General features: G+C 72.1%; 18 protein-coding genes. 4 read left to right on the top strand and 14 right to left on the bottom strand.

The window, feature by feature from the left end:
• Positions 1–8: 8 nt before the first annotated feature.
• On the bottom strand, positions 9–395 hold the full coding sequence (locus FS641_RS09995; RefSeq protein WP_144763337.1) for a DUF5997 family protein: 387 nt from the start codon (positions 393–395) through the stop codon (positions 9–11).
• 33 nt (positions 396–428) lie between these two features.
• Between FS641_RS09995 and FS641_RS09990 the strand changes: the two genes are divergently transcribed.
• Together FS641_RS09990 and FS641_RS09985 are read left to right on the top strand one after the other, a co-directional pair.
• Positions 429–1,205, top strand: a complete 777-nt coding sequence (locus tag FS641_RS09990; RefSeq protein WP_186317686.1) for a LysR family transcriptional regulator substrate-binding protein — start codon at positions 429–431, stop codon at positions 1,203–1,205.
• Positions 1,202–1,672 carry an N-acetyltransferase gene (locus FS641_RS09985; RefSeq protein ID WP_144763333.1) on the top strand — a complete coding sequence of 157 codons (471 nt, stop codon included), beginning with the start codon at positions 1,202–1,204 and terminating at the stop codon, positions 1,670–1,672. Before FS641_RS09990 ends, FS641_RS09985 begins: the two co-directional genes overlap by 4 nt.
• A gap of 28 nt (positions 1,673–1,700) precedes the next feature.
• Here the strand turns inward: FS641_RS09985 and FS641_RS09980 are convergent, their stop codons facing one another.
• The 6 genes from FS641_RS09980 to FS641_RS09955 all read right to left on the bottom strand — a co-directional run bounded on the left by FS641_RS09980 (position 1,701) and on the right by FS641_RS09955 (position 8,684).
• On the bottom strand, positions 1,701–2,405 hold the full coding sequence (locus FS641_RS09980; protein WP_144763331.1) for a DJ-1/PfpI family protein: 705 nt from the start codon (positions 2,403–2,405) through the stop codon (positions 1,701–1,703).
• 82 nt (positions 2,406–2,487) lie between these two features.
• Positions 2,488–3,078, bottom strand: coding sequence for a DNA-3-methyladenine glycosylase I (locus tag FS641_RS09975; RefSeq protein WP_260855772.1), 591 nt, complete (start codon positions 3,076–3,078; stop codon positions 2,488–2,490).
• 187 nt (positions 3,079–3,265) lie between these two features.
• Positions 3,266–5,443, bottom strand: coding sequence for a copper-translocating P-type ATPase (locus FS641_RS09970; RefSeq protein WP_144763327.1), 2,178 nt, complete (start codon positions 5,441–5,443; stop codon positions 3,266–3,268).
• A 16-nt stretch (positions 5,444–5,459) separates the two neighbouring features.
• A complete protein-coding gene (locus tag FS641_RS09965) occupies positions 5,460–6,407 on the bottom strand; it encodes a CPBP family intramembrane glutamic endopeptidase (protein ID WP_144763325.1) in 948 nt (315 codons plus the stop codon).
• Between the two features lie 256 nt (positions 6,408–6,663).
• Entirely contained in the window at positions 6,664–6,993 is a 330-nt protein-coding gene (locus FS641_RS09960) for a hypothetical protein (protein WP_222122081.1), read from the bottom strand.
• Positions 6,994–7,013: 20 nt separating this feature from the next.
• Positions 7,014–8,684, bottom strand: coding sequence for a sodium:solute symporter family protein (locus tag FS641_RS09955; protein WP_144763323.1), 1,671 nt, complete (start codon positions 8,682–8,684; stop codon positions 7,014–7,016).
• Between the two features lie 178 nt (positions 8,685–8,862).
• Between FS641_RS09955 and aroQ the strand changes: the two genes are divergently transcribed.
• Positions 8,863–9,306, top strand: coding sequence for a type II 3-dehydroquinate dehydratase (aroQ, locus tag FS641_RS09950; protein WP_144763321.1), 444 nt, complete (start codon positions 8,863–8,865; stop codon positions 9,304–9,306).
• Between the two features lie 44 nt (positions 9,307–9,350).
• Here the strand turns inward: aroQ and FS641_RS09945 are convergent, their stop codons facing one another.
• Complete coding sequence (locus FS641_RS09945) at positions 9,351–9,947, bottom strand: NAD(P)H-dependent oxidoreductase (RefSeq protein ID WP_144763319.1); 597 nt, start codon at positions 9,945–9,947, stop codon at positions 9,351–9,353.
• Between the two features lie 86 nt (positions 9,948–10,033).
• On the opposite strand from FS641_RS09945, the gene FS641_RS09940 reads away from it, so the two are divergent.
• The gene (locus tag FS641_RS09940) at positions 10,034–10,531 is read left to right on the top strand and encodes an MSMEG_6728 family protein (protein ID WP_144763317.1); all 498 of its coding nucleotides are present in this window, start codon (positions 10,034–10,036) and stop codon (positions 10,529–10,531) included.
• Here the strand turns inward: FS641_RS09940 and FS641_RS09935 are convergent.
• From FS641_RS09935 to nadA, 6 genes are all read right to left on the bottom strand, one after another.
• Positions 10,491–10,781: a hypothetical protein gene (locus tag FS641_RS09935; RefSeq protein ID WP_144763315.1), complete on the bottom strand. Its 291-nt coding sequence runs from the start codon at positions 10,779–10,781 to the stop codon at positions 10,491–10,493. The two genes, FS641_RS09940 and FS641_RS09935, sit on opposite strands and share 41 nt — an antisense overlap.
• 317 nt (positions 10,782–11,098) lie before the next feature.
• On the bottom strand, positions 11,099–11,365 hold the full coding sequence (locus tag FS641_RS09930) for a hypothetical protein (protein WP_144763313.1): 267 nt from the start codon (positions 11,363–11,365) through the stop codon (positions 11,099–11,101).
• A gap of 81 nt (positions 11,366–11,446) precedes the next feature.
• Positions 11,447–12,601 carry a cysteine desulfurase family protein gene (locus tag FS641_RS09925; RefSeq protein WP_144763311.1) on the bottom strand — a complete coding sequence of 385 codons (1,155 nt, stop codon included), beginning with the start codon at positions 12,599–12,601 and terminating at the stop codon, positions 11,447–11,449.
• Position 12,602: 1 nt separating this feature from the next.
• Positions 12,603–13,514, bottom strand: coding sequence for a carboxylating nicotinate-nucleotide diphosphorylase (gene nadC / locus FS641_RS09920; protein ID WP_144763309.1), 912 nt, complete (start codon positions 13,512–13,514; stop codon positions 12,603–12,605).
• Complete coding sequence (locus FS641_RS09915; RefSeq protein WP_144763308.1) at positions 13,511–15,139, bottom strand: L-aspartate oxidase; 1,629 nt, start codon at positions 15,137–15,139, stop codon at positions 13,511–13,513. Before FS641_RS09915 ends, nadC begins: the two co-directional genes overlap by 4 nt.
• Before the next feature lie 4 nt (positions 15,140–15,143).
• Positions 15,144–16,415, bottom strand: coding sequence for a quinolinate synthase NadA (gene nadA, locus FS641_RS09910; protein WP_144763306.1), 1,272 nt, complete (start codon positions 16,413–16,415; stop codon positions 15,144–15,146).
• Positions 16,416–16,423: the final 8 nt, after the last annotated feature.

Below are 16,423 nucleotides of genomic sequence, written 5' to 3'. Positions count from 1 at the left end.
GGCGGAGGTCAGTCCTGCTGGGCAGCGGCGCGCGCGGCACGCTCCTGCTTCACGCGGGCGTTCTCGGCGTGCACGGCCGCCTGCGTGGCGCGCTCCTGCACGAGCCACTCGGGCTTCTCGACGAGCAGGTCCTTGATCTGCGCCGTCGTCAGTGGTTCGTCGATGCCGGAACGGCTGAGCCCGGAGATCGAGACGCCGAGCTTCTGCGCGACGACCGGGCGCGGGTGCGGTCCGTCACGACGGAGTTCCTCGAGCCACGTCGGCGGCTGGGTCCGGAGCTCCTCGAAGGCGGTCCGCGTGACGGGCGCCTCGCGGAAGGACTCCGGAGCGGCCGACAGCAGGATGCCGAGCTTCTTCGCTGCCGTCTCGGGCTTCATCGTCTGTTCCTGCGCCATGCTGACAAGGGTACGGCCCCTATGCTCGGTTGCATGACCGCGGCACTCACCATCGCCTTCGTCCCGGGGGTGTCCCCGGCGAAGTGGGCCCGCGTCTGGCGGGAGCGCTTCCCCACCGTGGAGCTGGTGCTCCGCCCGATCGGCTCGCCCGACGTCGACGCCGCCCTGGCCGAGGACGTCGACATGGTCTTCGCCCGGATGCCCGTCACCGAAGCCCACAACGCGATCCCACTCTGGACCGAGACCGCCGTGGTGGCGACGCCGAAGGACTCCACGCTCGCCGACGCGACCGAGATCACGCTCGCCGACCTGGCCGACGTGCACGTCATCGACGCCGGGCCCGTCCCCGCTGACGTGGACGGCACGCTCGACCTGGTCGAGACGGGGATCGGCGTGGCCGTGCTGCCGCAGTCGCTGTTCCGCAAGGCGAGCCGCAAGGACCTCGTCGCCAGGACGCTGGTCGACTCCCCCGGGACGCGCATCGCACTCGTCTGGCGTGACGAGGACGCCTCGGACCTGACGGCGGAGTTCATCGGTGTGGTCCGCGGGCGCACCGCCAACAGCTCCCGGAGCCAGCCGGACCAGCCGGGAGGCCCGGATCGCGCCGGCGACGACGACGCCCGCCCGCCCCGTGGGGGCTCCAAGGCCGCTGCGGCCGGCAAGGCCGCCGTCGGCGGCAAGGCCAAGGCGAAGTCGCCGGGCGGCGCGAAGTCGGGCAGCGGCAAGGGCTCCAACAGCGGCAAGGCCCCGAAGCCCGGGCGCGGTCGGATGCGGGGCAAGCCGAGCCGAGGGTCGAAGGGGAACCGATGACGGACACGCGCCTGCGGGAGATGCCGGCCACGAGCCTCCCGTCCTGGCTTGCGAGGTCCATGGCGGAGTACGTCGAGGCCAGGATCCGGGCGGGCGAGACCCGCGAGCAGGCCGAGGCGAACAAGCAGAAGTCACTCGACCAGTGGTTCCCGAGCGGCCGACCGCTCGACGAGCACCACGTGTGGGACGTCGTGGACGGCGACGACGCGGTCGTGGGCTACCTGTGGATCGGGCCGTTCGAGCAGGGTGGCTCGGACTGGTGGGTCTTCGACGTCGAGATCGACGAGGCGTTCCGCCGGCGCGGACACGCGCGTCGTGCACTCGAGCTCGGGCAGGCGATCGCGAAGCAGGAGGGGGCGACGAGCATCGGGCTCAACGTCTTCGGGTACAACACCGGCGCCAAGGAACTGTACGAGCAGCTCGGGTACGGCGTGACCGCCGTGCAGATGAAGCTGCCCTTGGACTGACCCCGCAGCCGCTCTGCGGTGCTCCGCGTCAGCCGATGACGGCTGCTGCGGCGCGCGCGACCCGGTCGCCGCGGGAGTCCTCGGCTGCGGCGCGTGCGTCGGCGACGACGCGGGCGTCGGCGCGGGTCGCGGATCCGGCGTCGAACGGCGGCTGCGGGTCGTACTCGATCTGGAGCTGGATCCGCTCGGCGGCCGGGCGGCCGGCGAGTTCCGCGGCGAGCCACAGCGCCATGTCGATCCCGGCGCTCACTCCCGCTGCGGTGACCACGGCGCCGTCGGTGACGATGCGCTCGTCCACGGGCGTGGCACCGAACGCGGCGAGCATCGGCGTCGAGGCCCAGTGCGTGGTGGCCCGCTTGCCGGCGAGGAGCCCGGCGGCACCGAGGACGAACGCCCCGGTGCACACCGAGGTGACCCAGGTGGCACTCTCGGCCTGGCGTCGGACGAACCCGACGACCGCGCCGTCGAGCATCGCGTCGAACGCGCCCTCGCCGCCCGGGACGACGAGGACGTCCGCCGGTGCAGCCTCCGCGATCGTGACCGTCGGCACGAGTGCCAGGCCACAGTCGCTCTGCACCGGGTCGAGCGTCGCGGCGACGTACTCCACGCGGGCACCGGGGACGCGGGTGAGCACCTGGGCCGGGCCGGTGAGGTCGAGCTGCGTGAGTCCGGGGAAGAGCAGGAACGCGATCCGGACCCCGTCGGGGTCGCGCTCCGGGTGGTCGAGCGTCATGGTCGCGACCCTAGACCCTCGGGTCCGGCAGGCCGCCCCCGGGGCGTGCGCCCGTCCCTGCTCGTGGCCCGGTCGGCGCGGTTCAGATCCAGACGCCCGAGGTCCCACGGCGATGGCTGCCGACGAGGTGCGTGTCGACGATGCCGAGCGCCTCCATCAGCGCGAACATCGTCGTCGGTCCGACGAACGCGAAGCCGCGCTTCCGCAGGGCCTTCGACAGGGCGACGGACTCGGCGCTCGTCGTCGGGATCTCGGCGAACGTCCTCGGTTCCGGCGTTGACTCCGGCCGGAAGGACCAGACGAAGTCGGCCAGGCCGCCGTCGTCCCGGAGGGCGATCGTCGCGGTGGCGTTGGTGATCGTCGCCAGGATCTTCGCTCGGTTGCGGACGATGCCGGCGTCGGCCATCAGCCGCGCGACGTCGTCCTCGCCGAAGCCCGCGACGACGTCGGGGTCGAAGTCGGCGAAGGCGGCGCGGAAGGCCGGGCGCTTGGCCAGGATGGTGCGCCACGACAGACCGGACTGGAACGCCTCGAGCGAGAGCCGTTCGAACACGCCGCGCTCGTCTCGGACGGGCATGCCCCACTCGGTGTCGTAGTAGTCCCGGAGCATCGGGTCGGTCGAGGCCCATGCGGGACGGGCGAGTCCGTCGTCCCCGATCACGAGATCTGTCACGTCCCCATCCTGGCCGATCCGTGGGACACCGTGAGCGCATCGTCGACGCGACCTCCGCTCGGGGTTCCGCGACTCGCCGTTCATGGTGCGTCGGGGTTCCGCGACTCGCCGATTCGCGTCGTCGAGGTGCCGCAATTGCGGCATCTCGACGAGGGACGGGCCGACGGCCTACACAGACGCCGCGCGGTCAGGCGCGGAAGCGCCGCAGGAGCTGGGCGTTCAGGCTGACGATCACGGTCGACAGGCTCATCAGCACCGCGCCGACCGCCGGGGACAACACGAACCCGACACCCGCGAGCACACCGGCCGCGAGGGGCACCGACAGCACGTTGTAGCCGGTGGCCCAGACGAGGTTCTGCACCATCTTCCGGTAGGTCGCACGGGACAGGTCGATCACGGTGAGCACCCGTCGTGGGTCGTTCGAGGCGAGCACCACCCCGGCGCTCTGCACGGCGACGTCGGTCCCGGCGCCGATCGCGATGCCGACGTCAGCCCGAGCGAGGGCGGGGGCGTCGTTCACGCCGTCGCCGACCATCGCGACCACGGCGCCGGAGCCCTGCAGCCGCGCGACCTCGCTGTCCTTGTCCTCGGGGAGCACCTCGGCGCGGACCTCGTCGATCCCGAGCTCCCGCGCGACGGCGTCGGCGACCTGCTGGGCGTCCCCGGTGACCATGGCCACGCGGATCCCGCGGTCGTGGAGTGCCCGGACGGCCTCGGCCGACTCCGGGCGGACGGCGTCGCGCACCGCGAACGCGGCCCGGACCGTGCCGTCGACGACCGCGACGATCACGGCCGCCCCGTCGGCACGCCAGCCGTCGACCGCGGAACCGAATTCCTCGGGCATGGTGGCACCGGCGTCGCGCAGCATCGCCGGGCCGCCGACCTCGACGCGATGCCCGTCGATCGAGGCTCGGACGCCCCGCCCCGGCGCCGAGGCGATGTCGGTGACGCCGTCCGGGACCGCGATCCCGCGCTCCGAGGCCGCGCTGACGATCGCCCGCGCGACCGGGTGCTCACTGTCCCGTTCCGCCGCGGCGGCGAGCCCGAGCACGGCGTCGTCCCCGACGGTGTCGACGACCTGCGGCCTGCCGGTCGTGAGCGTTCCCGTCTTGTCGAAGACGACGGTGTCGACGCCGCGCATGCGCTCGAGCGCCAGCCGGTCCTTGACGAGGATGCCCGCCTTCGCGGCGCGCTCCGTCGAGATCGCCACGACGAGCGGGATCGCCAGTCCGAGAGCGTGCGGGCAGGCGATGATGAGCACGGTGACGGTGCGGGTGATCGCCTGGTCGACATCGCCGAGCAGCAGCCACACCACGAACGTGACCACCGCGGCGCCGGTCGCGAAGAAGAAGAGCAGCCCGGCAGCCCGGTCGGCGAGGACCTGGGTCCGCGACGACGAGGACTGCGCCTCGGCCACCATCCGCTGGATGCCGGACAGCGCGGTGTCGTCACCGGTGGCGGTGATCCGCACCCGGATCGAGCTGTCGGTCGCCACGGTCCCGGCGACGACGCGGTCGCCGACATCCCGGTCAACGGCAGCGGACTCCCCCGTGATCATCGACTCGTCGACCTGGGCGCGGCCGTCGACGACGTCGCCGTCCGCCGGCACGCGGGCACCGGGGCGGACCACCACCGTCTGCCCGACCTGGAGGCTCGACACCGGTACCCGGGACACCTCGCCCTGGTCGTCGACCACCTCTGCCTCGTCGGGCAGCAGGGCGGCGAGCGCGTCGAGGGCACTGGACGCGACACCCATCGCCCGCATCTCGATCCAGTGGCCGAGCAGCATGATGACGATGAGGAGCCCGAGCTCCCACCAGAAGTCGAGGTCGAGCCCGAACAGGCCGAGGCTGGTGGTCCACGACGCGACGAACGCCACGACGATCGCCATGCCGATGAGGAGCATCATCCCGGGGCGTCGGGTGCGCGCCTCGGACCAACCGCCGGTCAGGAAGGGCCAGCCGCCGTAGAGGAATAGCACCGTGCCGAGCACCGGAGAGACCCAGCCGGCCCAGGCGGCGTCCGGCAGCGGGTAGTGCAGGATGTCGGCGAACATCCTGCTGAACGCCACGACCGGGACCGCGAGGACGAGGCTCCACCAGAACCGGTCACGGAACATCGCCGCGTGGTCGCCGTGTCCGCCGTGGCCCGCGTGCGCGTCGTGTCCGTGCGCGCCGTGGCCCGCGTGCGCGTCGTGACCCGTGTGGCCGTGCGCGGTGTGGCCGTGCCCGCTGTGTCCCTGCGCACCGGGGCCCGGCTCGTGGTCCTCGTGGTGCGCGTGGTCATGCGTCCCGTCGGGCGCGTGCTCGTGGTGTGCGTGCTCGTCGACGGTGGTGCCCTGGTGGTGTTCGTGCCGCTCGTCCATTGCGCCCACCGTACCCCTAGGGGGTATGCATGTCACGCCGTCGGAACGCTCCGGTCCCCGCGAGCACCGCGATGACCAGCGCCAGGACGATCCATCCTCCGAAGCCGAGCGGGCTGCGCGCGACGTCGACGACGTCGACCCCGGACGTCACGAGCACGGCACCGACGCCGACGGCGCCGTTCACCCCGGCGTGCGCGAACACCGCGGGCCACACCGAACCCGTCCGGATGCGCAGCCACCCGAGGACGACGCCGAGGAGCACGCAGGCGACGACCATGAACACGACACCGAGCCAGTCCGTCCGGCCGAAGTCGTACCCGAGCAGGATGATCGGCGCGTGCCAGACACCCCAGACGACGCCGGAGCCGAGCAGCGCGACCCCGGTGCCGTACCGCTGGAGCGCCGGCACGAGGAAGCCGCGCCACCCGATCTCCTCGCCGATCGTCACGAACGCGTTGAACGCGGACAGGAACGGGATCTGCGCGAGCTGCAGTGCGACGAGGACGCCGATCGGCATCGGGAGCTCCCGGAGGCCCGACGCCACGAGGACGTCGTGGAAGCCGGAGAAGTGGACGAAGTCGACCGGGAACCACCCCGCGAGCACGGCGACGGCGACGGCCGCGACGGGGAAGAGCACGCCGCCCAGGTAGGCGGCGACGGTCGTCCACACCGTGCGGCGCACCGGACGGAGGGGCCACACACCGAGGAAGCGCAGGACCGGTCTCGGACGTCGACGTCCGAGCAGTGTGAGCACGATCACCGCCGAGGCGAACGGGGTGAACATCATCCCGATGATGACGACCGTCGCGAACGGCGTACCGAGTCCCCTGCCGGACAGCCACATCGGCAGCGCCACCGCCCACGCTCCCCCGAATGCGAGCACGACGAAGAGCCCGACGGCCCAGCTCGGGACCGGGTGCTCGGTCGCGCTCGGCTCGGGCCTGGACTCCCCCTGGTGCATCATGCCGGAATGCTACCGGCCGGCACCGTCATGCCAGGCAGCCTCCGTGGCGGAGGCGAGCCGAGCCTCCAGGCCGACCCGGAGCGACCATGTCGGCGTCGTACGACAGCAGCACTGTCGCTCCTTGCACGCGCGCGATGTCCCGCCGCGAACATGCGACTTGGTCGCTGTCGTACGACAGCGACCATGTCGCATCGAGTCCGCCGGGGTGTACCGACAGGGCGGGCGGACTTCCGCCGGGGTGTCGCGGCAGCGCGCCTCAGGCAGCCTCGCGTCCCTCGCCGGCGGCCTTCTGGTGCTCCTCGGCCTCGGCCTGGCCGATGATGTCCTCCGCGGGGACGGGAGCGAGCCGGTCCCAGAGGAAGAAGAGGAGCCCGCCGGCGAGCATCGACAGCCCGACCCAGAGGTTGATGTGGATGCCGCCGGTCTTCTGCGGGTCGGAGTCCCAGTGGACGATCCCGACGATCGTCGTGATGACGCCGTAGAGCACGAACAGGCCCCCGAGGATCCGTCGCAGGTCGAGGCGTCGGGTGGAGCGGACGAGGGCGGCCTTCTGCTCGTCCGTCATGGCGGTGGTGGTGTCACTCATGAGGTGTGATCTCCTTCGGATCAGAGGAACGGCAGGTAGAGGACGACGCAGAGCACGAGGGCGACCGTGCCGAGCAGGGCGGGCGAGCGGTACCAGGCGGTGTCGGTCGCGACGGCGTCACCGTGCAGGTCGATCTTGCCGACGCCGTAGACCAGTCCGCCGAGGTCCTTCTCGTCCTTGGGCTTGGTGAACATCGACACGACGAAGCCGACGACGAGCACCGTGACGAACGAGATGATCGCGCCGTACAGCGTCTCGGCGGTGCCGGTGGCGAAGAGCTTCGGGTTCACCAGGTAGGCGATCCACGTGATCGTCGGCGTGATGATGCCGAGGACGTAGCCCCAGAGCGCGCCCTGCGTGGTCATCCGCTTCCACAGCAGTCCGAGGATGAACACGGCGAACAGCGGTGCGTTGAAGAACGAGAACAGCGTCTGCATGTACGTCATGATGTTCTGCGCCTGCGCGGCGATGAACGCCGTGGCGATGCCCACCAGGACACCGGCGACGGTGACCCACCGTCCGGTCTTCAGGTAGTGCACGTCGGGCATGTTCGGCTTGATGTAGCGCTGCCAGATGTCGTACGTGAAGACGGTGTTGAACGAGGACACGTTCGCGGCCATGCCGGCCATGAACGACGCGAGGAGGCCCGTCACGGCGACACCGAGCACACCCGTCGGCAGGTACATCTGGATGAGCTTCGGGATGGCGTCGTTGTAGGTGAGTCGTCCGTCGGCGAACTGGTTGCCGACGACCGCCGCGGCGATGAGACCGGGGACGACGACGATGAACGGGATGAAGAGCTTCGGGATCGCGGCGATGAGCGGCGTCCGGCGCGCGGCGGACATGTTCTTCGCGGAGAAGGCGCGCTGCACCTCGGTGAAGTTCGTCGTCCAGTAGCCGAAGCCGAGCACGAAGCCCAGGCCGAGCACGATGGCGAGCCAGTTGGCGCCGATCGGGTTGGTCACGTCACCGAATCCGGTGCCGGCCCACGCCTGCAGGTGCTGCACGCCCTGCGTCTTCACGATCGCCTCCTTGAGGCCGCCCCAGCCGCCGACGCGGTGCAGGCCGACGATCGTCAGCGGGATGAGGCCGGCGATGATCACGAAGAACTGCATGACCTCGTTGTAGATGGCGCTCGAGAGGCCACCGAGGGTGATGTAGACGAGCACGAACCCGGCGGAGACGATGATCGCGAGCCACTCCGGCCAGCCGAGCATCGCCTCGATGACGATGGCCATCGCGTAGAGGTTGATGCCGGCGATCAGGACGTTCGACACCGCGAACGCGATCGAGTTCACCAGGTGCGGTGCCTTGCCGAAGCGGCGGAGCATGAACTCCGGCACCGAGCGGACCTTCGAGCCGTAGTAGAACGGCATCATCACGAGCCCGAGGAACACCATCGCCGGCACGGCGCCGACGAGGTAGTAGTGCAGGGTCGCCATGCCGATCTGGGCACCGTTGGCGGCCATGCCGAGGATCTCCGTCGCGCCGAGGTTGGCGGAGACGAAGGCCAGACCGGTGATCCAGGCCGGCATCGAGCGACCGGACAGGAAGAAGTCCATGCTCGTGCGGACCTGGCGTCTGGCGGTGAACCCGATCCCGATGACCACCGCGAAGTACACGATGATCATCAGGTAGTCGACCCAGCCCAGGTTGAGCTGGATCCCGTTGTTCGCTGCAGCGAGAACCATGTTCGAATCTCCACGTCGATGTGCTGTGGACCCGCTTCCGCGCGGACCCACCGGGGGACACTACCCGAATTGTTCCGTTGTGCAACTTTCGCGGTGCCACGGCGTGTGACCGTTCACATAGCGAGTGCATGCACCATTGCACCGGGGGACAGCGCAGCGCCGCCGATAGGCTCGCCCCATGACCGAGCAGTCGCGCATCCTCGTCCTCAACGGCCCGAACCTGGACATCCTCGGCCGGCGCGACCCGGAGCAGTACGGCACGGTGACGCTCGCCGACATCGAGGAGATCGTGCGGCAGGAGGCCTCGTCGCACGGCCTCGGCATCGCGTTCCGGCAGACCAACCGCGAGGGCGAACTCGTCGAGTGGCTGCACGAGGCGCTCGACGACTTCGCCGGTGTCGTGATCAACCCCGCGGCCTACGCCCACACGTCCGTCGCGCTGCACGACGCCGTGGAGGCACTGTCGGTCCCCGTCGTCGAGGTGCACATCTCGAACACCTGGAAGCGCGAGCCGTTCCGGCACGTCGACCACGTCGCGACCGCCGCCACCGCGGTCATCGCTGGCGCGGGTGCCGACGGCTACCGCCTGGCGGTCGCGCACCTCGCGTCACTGCTCGCGTAGGGCGGGTCCGCGGCCAGGAGGCGGCGGACGCGGCACGTCGGCCGTCAGAAGTCGGCGGGACGCGGCACGTCAGCCGCCGCAGCCGTCGCGAAGCCGCCACGGACGATCGGCAGCGCCCGCCGGACGGCCTGGTCGATGCGCAGCTCGAGGTCGACGCTCGAGATGTCGTAGCCACCCTCGCGCTTGGTGAAGTCCCGCTCGTTCCCGAACACGCCGATGGGCAGCGTCGTCGACTGGAAGAAGCCGAACAGCGGGCGCATCTGGTGCTCGACGAGCAGGGCGTGCCGGTCGCTGCCGCCGGTGGCCGTCAGGAGCACGGGTGTGTCGACGAGGTCGTACTGCCCGACCCAGTCGAAGAAGAGCTTGAACGCCCCGGAGTAGGCGGCACGGAACGCCGGGCTCCCGACGACCAGGACATCAGCGGCCTCGACGGCCTCGAGCGCGGCGACGGTCGCGGGTGCCATCGCCGAGCGGTCGGACGCGGCGCCGAGGTCGGCGAGCAGCGGGCCGATCTCGACCGTCACGGTGCGGGCGTCCTCGATCTCCGCCCCGAGCCGGGCGACGGTGGCGGCCACCAGGGTGGAGGTCCGCGACGGGTCCGATGGGCTGCCGCTCACGCCGACGACGAGTTCTCCGCTCATGGCTCCGATGCTCACACGCACCCTCGGACCGCGCACGGTTGTGACGACATGTGTCGCCTCAGCCGGGTCCGCGTACCGTCCCCTGCATGCAGACGTTCCTGCCCTTCGCCGACTTCCGCGCCTCCGCCGAGGTGCTCGACGACAAGCGGCTCGGGAAGCAGCGCGTCGAGACCCTGCAGGTGATGCGTGCGCTGACCCTGCCGGACTACGGCTGGCAGCACCACCCGGTCGTGGCGATGTGGCGCGGGTACCGACCGGCGCTGATGGCCTACCAGGACGCCACCTGCGCGGTGTGGCTCGAGCGCGGGCACGCCGACACCTGCCTCGCGAAGACCCTGATCGACCTGGAGCGGTCGCCGGAGGACTTCGCCGCCTACGAGCGCGGCGACTACCCGATCCCGCCGTGGAACGCCGACGAGGCCGTGCACCGCTCGCACCGGTCGAAGCTCGTGCAGAAGGACCGGGAGCACTACCGTCCGCTGTTCCCGGACGCGCCGGACGACCTCGACTACGTCTGGCCGGTGCCGAGTGCCGCCGCCGCGGTCAGGCGATCGGCGTCCAGCTCCCCCCGTCGCGCCGGGTGACGCGGTCCGACCGGACCTCCACCGTGCTCCGCAGACCGTCGACGGCGTGCCGGGCGACCGCGGTCGCGACGGAGTCGTCCTCGGCCTCGTAGCGGACCACGACGCACGGGACTCCCCGGAGGAGTCGGACGTCCTGCGCCTCGACCACCGCTCGTTCGGCGACCAGACGGGCGGCCTTCGGCAGGACGGCCGGCGGGGTGACGCCCGGCGCGAGTGCGCCGACGGCGAGGGTCAGACGGTACGAGGGCACACACCCACGGTAGCGACGACGCACCGTGCCGACAGCGCAGCTCCCGACGACGCACCGTGCCGACAGCGCCGGTCCCGCCGACGGGGAACGCACCCGGGCCCGCCGTGGGCGGAGGGGAGCCGGGGACGTCGTTCAGGGGTGACGTCCCGTGACCCTCGGCGGGCTCCGGATGCTGCGGGACACGACGACAGGGGGATGTCGTGGCCCACCCCGGACGCGCTGTTCAGGGATCGCGTCCGGTTGAACGCACCGCTCGGACCCCGCGGGGGGGGGGTGTCGGGTCCGGGCAGCGCGAGTCTGTGGTCTGCGGTCTGGGGTCAGGAGTGGTCGGTGTCCTCCCGGTACCGCTCCGACTCGGTCGGTGTCGGCATGCGACGCCGAGCGGCCGAGGGACGGATGCTCGGGAGCAGGGCGCTCCCGACCGTCGCGAGCGCCCCGACGACGGCGATGAGCCCGAGGGGCGCCGAGCCGAGATCGTGTCCCGCTGCGACGGCGAGCGCGAGGACCGTCACAGGCGCCGGCAGGAGCTGCACCACTCGGAAGCGGTCCTCCCGCGGCACCAGGTTCGTCATCACGTCGGCCATGAGGACACTCTGTCGGAGAATCCGTGTCCGCAGAAGGGGGGACAGGTCCCCAGAGATGGAGTAGAACGTCTAGTACACGCCTCAGCCGAGCGCGCGGACCGCGGCGACCGCCTCGGCGACGGCCCCGATCACGACCGGGACGTCGTCCGGCGACAGGGATGCGTCGAAGGTGAGCCGTACGGCACTCCGGGCGAGGTCATCGGACAGGCCGAGCGCCGTGAGCACGTGCGACGCCTCGGTGCTGCCCGCCGCGCACGCGCTGCCCGACGACGACACGACGTCGCGCTGTTCGAGCTCGAGCAGTACGGTCTCGCCGTGCACGCCGGGGAAGCAGAACGAGGCGTGTCCGGGGAGCCGCTCCGTCCAGGACCCGGGGAGGTGGGCCCCGGTGAGGAAGGCCCCGGGGACCCGCTCGAGGACCCCGTCGACCACCGCGTCCCGCGTGGCGGTGGCCGCCGCGGCCGCCGCCACGCGTCCCGCGGTGACCAGCTCGAGCGCCGTCGCCACGGCGACCGCGCCCGCGACGTCCTCGGTGCCGGAGCGCCGCCCGCGCTCCTGTCCCCCGCCGTGCACGAGCGGCTCCATCGCCACACCGGACCGCAGCGCGAGCACCCCGGTGCCCTTCGGCGCGCCGAGCTTGTGGCCGGAGAACGTCAGTGCGTCGACGCCGAGCACGTCGAGTCCGACCGGCAGCCACGGCGCGGACTGGACCGCGTCGGTGTGGAACCGCGCGCCGACGCCGTGTGCGAGCGCGGCGAGGGCGGGGACGTCCTGCACGGTGCCGATCTCGTTGTCGGCGTGCGCGATCGAGACGAGCGTCGTGTCCGGGCGCAGCGCTGCCGCGAGCTCCTCGGGATCGACCCGTCCGGTCGCGTCCACCGGCAGGACGGTGACCGTGAAGTCGTGGAAGCGCGCGAGGTACGCGCAGCTGGCGAGGACCGCCTCGTGCTCGATCGCGCTCGTGACGACGTGCCGTCCGCGGGGCGTGGCGAGCGCGATGCCCTTCACCGCGGTGTTCGCCCCCTCGGTCCCGCCGGCGGTGAACACGACCTCCCCCGGCCGGCAGCCGAGCGCGCCGGCGACGGAGGCGCGTGCTGCGGACAGGGCACGGGCCGCCTGGTCGCCGATGCCGTGCGTCGACGACGGGTTGCCGAACCCGCCCGTCAGCCACGGCCACATCGCCTCGAGGACCTCGCGGCGGACGGGCGTCGTGGCGGCCCGGTCGAGGTAGAACACGTCAGCGCGCGAGGTCGCCGACGGTGACGTCGACGTCGACGTCGAGGCCGAGGTCGAGCGCGCGTGCCGAGTGCGTCAGGGCACCGACCGAGACGACGTCGACGCCGGTGGCCGCGATGGCCGCGACGGTCTCGAGGGACACGCCGCCCGAGGCCTCGACGAGCGCCCGACCGGCCACGATGCCGACGCCCGTCATCAGGGCGTCGACGCTGAAGTTGTCGAGCATGATCGTGTCCACCCCGGCGGCGACGACCGGTTCGATCTGGTCGATGCGGTCCACCTCCACCTCGAGGTGCACGGTGTGCCCGAGGCGCTCCCGCGCCGCGCGGACTGCCTCCCCGATCTCGATCCCGCTCGCGAGCAGCACCGCGAGGTGGTTGTCCTTGGCGAGCACCGCGTCGGACAGCGAGGTCCGGTGGTTGTGGCCGCCACCGCACCGCACCGCGTACCGCTCGAGCGCACGGAGCCCAGGGGTGGTCTTCCGGGTGTCCACGATCCGGGCGCGGGTCCCGGCGACCGCCGCCACGTAGCGGGACGTCGCGGTCGCGATGCCGGACATCCGCTGCACCAGGTTGAGCGCGACGCGTTCGGCGCGGAGCACCGCCCGGGCGGACCCGGTGACCGTGGCGAGGACGTCACCCGGCTCGAACCGGTCCCCGTCGGCGACGAGGACGGTCGCCACGATGCCTGGGTCGACCGCGTGCATCACCGCGACGAACACCCCGCCGCCGCTCAGGACGCCGGCTTCGCGCGCTCCGAGCGTCGCCGTCGCGGTGGCCTCGGCGGGGATGAGGGTCTCGCTCGTGACGTCGCCCCACGGCGCGTCCTCCTCGAGCGCGGTCTCGATGACGCGACGGAGCGCGTGCGGCGCGATGGTCCCCGGATCGGTCCTGGTCGGTGCGGTGGTGGTCATGCGAGTGCTCCCTCGGGGACGGGCGAGTGGTCGGCGACCCAGCCCATCGACGCGGGGGCGTCGGGGTCGGTGTCGGGGTGGTCGGTCCTGGCGTGCGCGCCCCGGGACTCGGCACGGGCCTCGGCGGCGCGGGCGACCATGCGGGCGAGGTCGAGGAGCGCACGGTCCTCGTGCCCGCGCACGGACCGCGGGTCGTCGACGGCCAGCGCGGCGAGCTCCCGCCGCGCCGCCGCGAGCCCGGCCGCGTCGCGGAGCAGCCCGACCCGCTCCGTCATGACGGTCTGCACCGCGCTGCGGACGTCGGTGCCGTCGGCGAGGCGATCCGTGCCTCCCGTCCGGTCCTGGTCGCCACTTGTCGGACGGGAGGCTCGGGTCGGCTCCGCCCCGTCGCGCACCGCGGTGACGGGGAAGGTCGCATCGCCGCGCAGCCGGAGCAGACCGGGTCGCGGGACGGCGACGGCGTCCGCTGCGCGGACGGCGAAGACGAGGCCCTCGAGCAGGGAGTTCGAGGCCAACCGGTTCGCGCCGTGCACGCCGGTGCAGGCCGCCTCCCCGACCGCGAGGAGCCCCGGCAGGCTCGTCCGCCCCTCGGCGTCGGTCGCGATCCCGCCCATGAAGTAGTGCGCTGCCGGTGCGACCGGGACGCCCACCCTGGTCCAGTCGAAGCCCGCTTCGCGGATGCTGCGGGTCAGTCCGGGGAACCGGCCGACGAGGAACTCGGGATCGAGTCCGGTGGCGTCGAGGACGACCGCTCCCCCGTCGCGGAGCGCGGCGGCGATCCCCCGGGCGACGACGTCCCGCGGGGCGAGTTCGGCGTCCGGGTGGAGGTCGGTCATGAAGCGGTGTCCGCGCGCGTCGCGGAGGACGGCTCCTTCGCCGCGGACGGCCTCGGAGACGAGTCCGCCGCCGGGGACCGCCAGGCGGGTCGGGTGGAACTGCATGAACTCGAGGTCGGCGAGCACCGCTCCGGCGCGCCAGGCCGCCGCGGCGCCGTCGCCCGTCGCGACGAGCGGGTTCGTCGTCTCGCGGTACAGGTGCCCGGCGCCCCCGGACGCCAGGACGACCGCATCGGCGTCGATCCGCCGCGGTTCGCCGAGCAGGTCGAGCACGTCGATGCCGACGACGGTGCTGTCCCGCACCACCAGGTCGGTGAGCGAGGTGCGTTCGAGGATCGTCACGTGCCGACGGTGCAGTGCCTGGACGAGGGTGTGCTCGATCGCGGCACCCGTGGCGTCGCCCGACGCGTGCACCACACGCCAGCGTCCGTGCGCGGCCTCACGTCCGCGGGCGAGGTCGTCACCGTGACGGTCGATGCTCGCCGGGTCGGTGGTGCGGTCGAACGGCACGCCGAGGGCGAGCAGGTCGCGGACGCGCGCCGGGCCGTCGGTGCAGAGCACGTCGACCGCGCGGACGTCGGCGCTCCCTGCTGCCGCACGGTGGGTGTCCGCCGCGTGCAGCGACGCGGAGTCGTCGGCGCCGAGCGCGACGGCCACGCCGCCCTGCGCGTGTCCCGTCGCGCCGTCGGCGAGGGCGCCCTTCGTCACCAGGGTGACGTCGTGACGGCTGCTCGCGCGGATCGCGGCGGTCAGGCCGGCGATGCCGGAACCGACGATGACGACGTGCACGTCGTCAGTCCTTCGGCTTCGCGGCGAGCATGCGCTCGAGGGCGACCCTGGCGTCGGCCTTGACGGCGTCCGGCACCGTGATCTCGTTGAGGACCTCGCCGCGGACCAGGGCCTCGAGCACCCACGCGAGGTAGCCCGGGTGGATCCGGTACATCGTCGAGCACGGGCAGACGACCGGGTCGAGGCAGAAGACCGTGTGCTGCGGGTACTCGGCGGCGAGGCGGTTGACCATGTTGATCTCGGTGCCGATCGCGAACGTCGTCGGTTCGGTCGCGGCCGCCACGGTCTTGCGGATGAGGTCCGTGCTGCCGGCGGCGTCGGCCGCGTCGACGACGGCCATCGGGCACTCGGGGTGCACGATCACCTGGACGCCGGGGTGGTCCCGCCGCGCCTGGTCGATCTGGTCGACCGTGAAGCGGCGGTGCACCGAGCAGAAGCCGTGCCACAGGACGACCTTCGCGGCCTGCAGGTCGTCGGGGGTGTTGCCGCCGAGGGGCAGTCGCGGGTTCCACATCGGCATCAGGTCGGTGCTGATCCCCATCGCCTTGGCGGTGTTCCGGCCGAGGTGCTGGTCGGGGAAGAACAGCACCCGCTGGCCGCGCTCGAACGCCCACTCGAGGACGGTCGACGCGTTCGACGAGGTGCACACGATGCCGCCGTGGCGACCGCAGAACGCCTTGAGGTCGGCGGCGGAGTTCATGTACGTGACGGGGATGACCGGCACGCGGCCGTCGGCGTCGGGTTCGGTGCCGTACACCGCCTCGAGCTCGGCCCATGCGGCCTCGACGCTGTCGATGTCGGCCATGTCGGCCATCGAGCACCCGGCGGCGAGGTTCGGCAGGATGACACGCTGGTCGTCGCGGGCCAGGACGTCGGCCGTCTCGGCCATGAAGTGCACCCCGCAGAAGACGATCGCCTCGGCGTCTGGCCGGGTGAGGGCGGCGTTCGCGAGCTGGAACGAGTCGCCGAGGAAGTCGGCGTGCCGGACGACCTCGTCACGCTGGTAGAAGTGGCCGAGCACCACGACGCGGTCCCCCAGCGTCGCCTTCGCCCGTTCGATGCGCGCGTGCAGTTCCTCCGCGGGAGCGTGCCGGTACTCGTCCGGGATGACGCCCTGCCGAGGCGTGGAGGTCGGGATGACGTCGGACATCGACGCGCCGGGGCCGTAGCCGGGTCGCGCGTCGAAGTCCCACGTCGGCTCGGCGAGGTCGGGGGTGCAGGTACTGCCGTCGACCCTGCCGTTGGAGATGAGCTCGATGGTCGTCGCGATGGACACTTCGTTTC

The sequence above is a fragment of the Curtobacterium sp. 9128 genome (assembly GCF_007673775.1).
Lineage (GTDB): Bacteria > Actinomycetota > Actinomycetes > Actinomycetales > Microbacteriaceae > Curtobacterium.
This window is presented reverse-complemented; position numbering and strand designations above follow the sequence as displayed.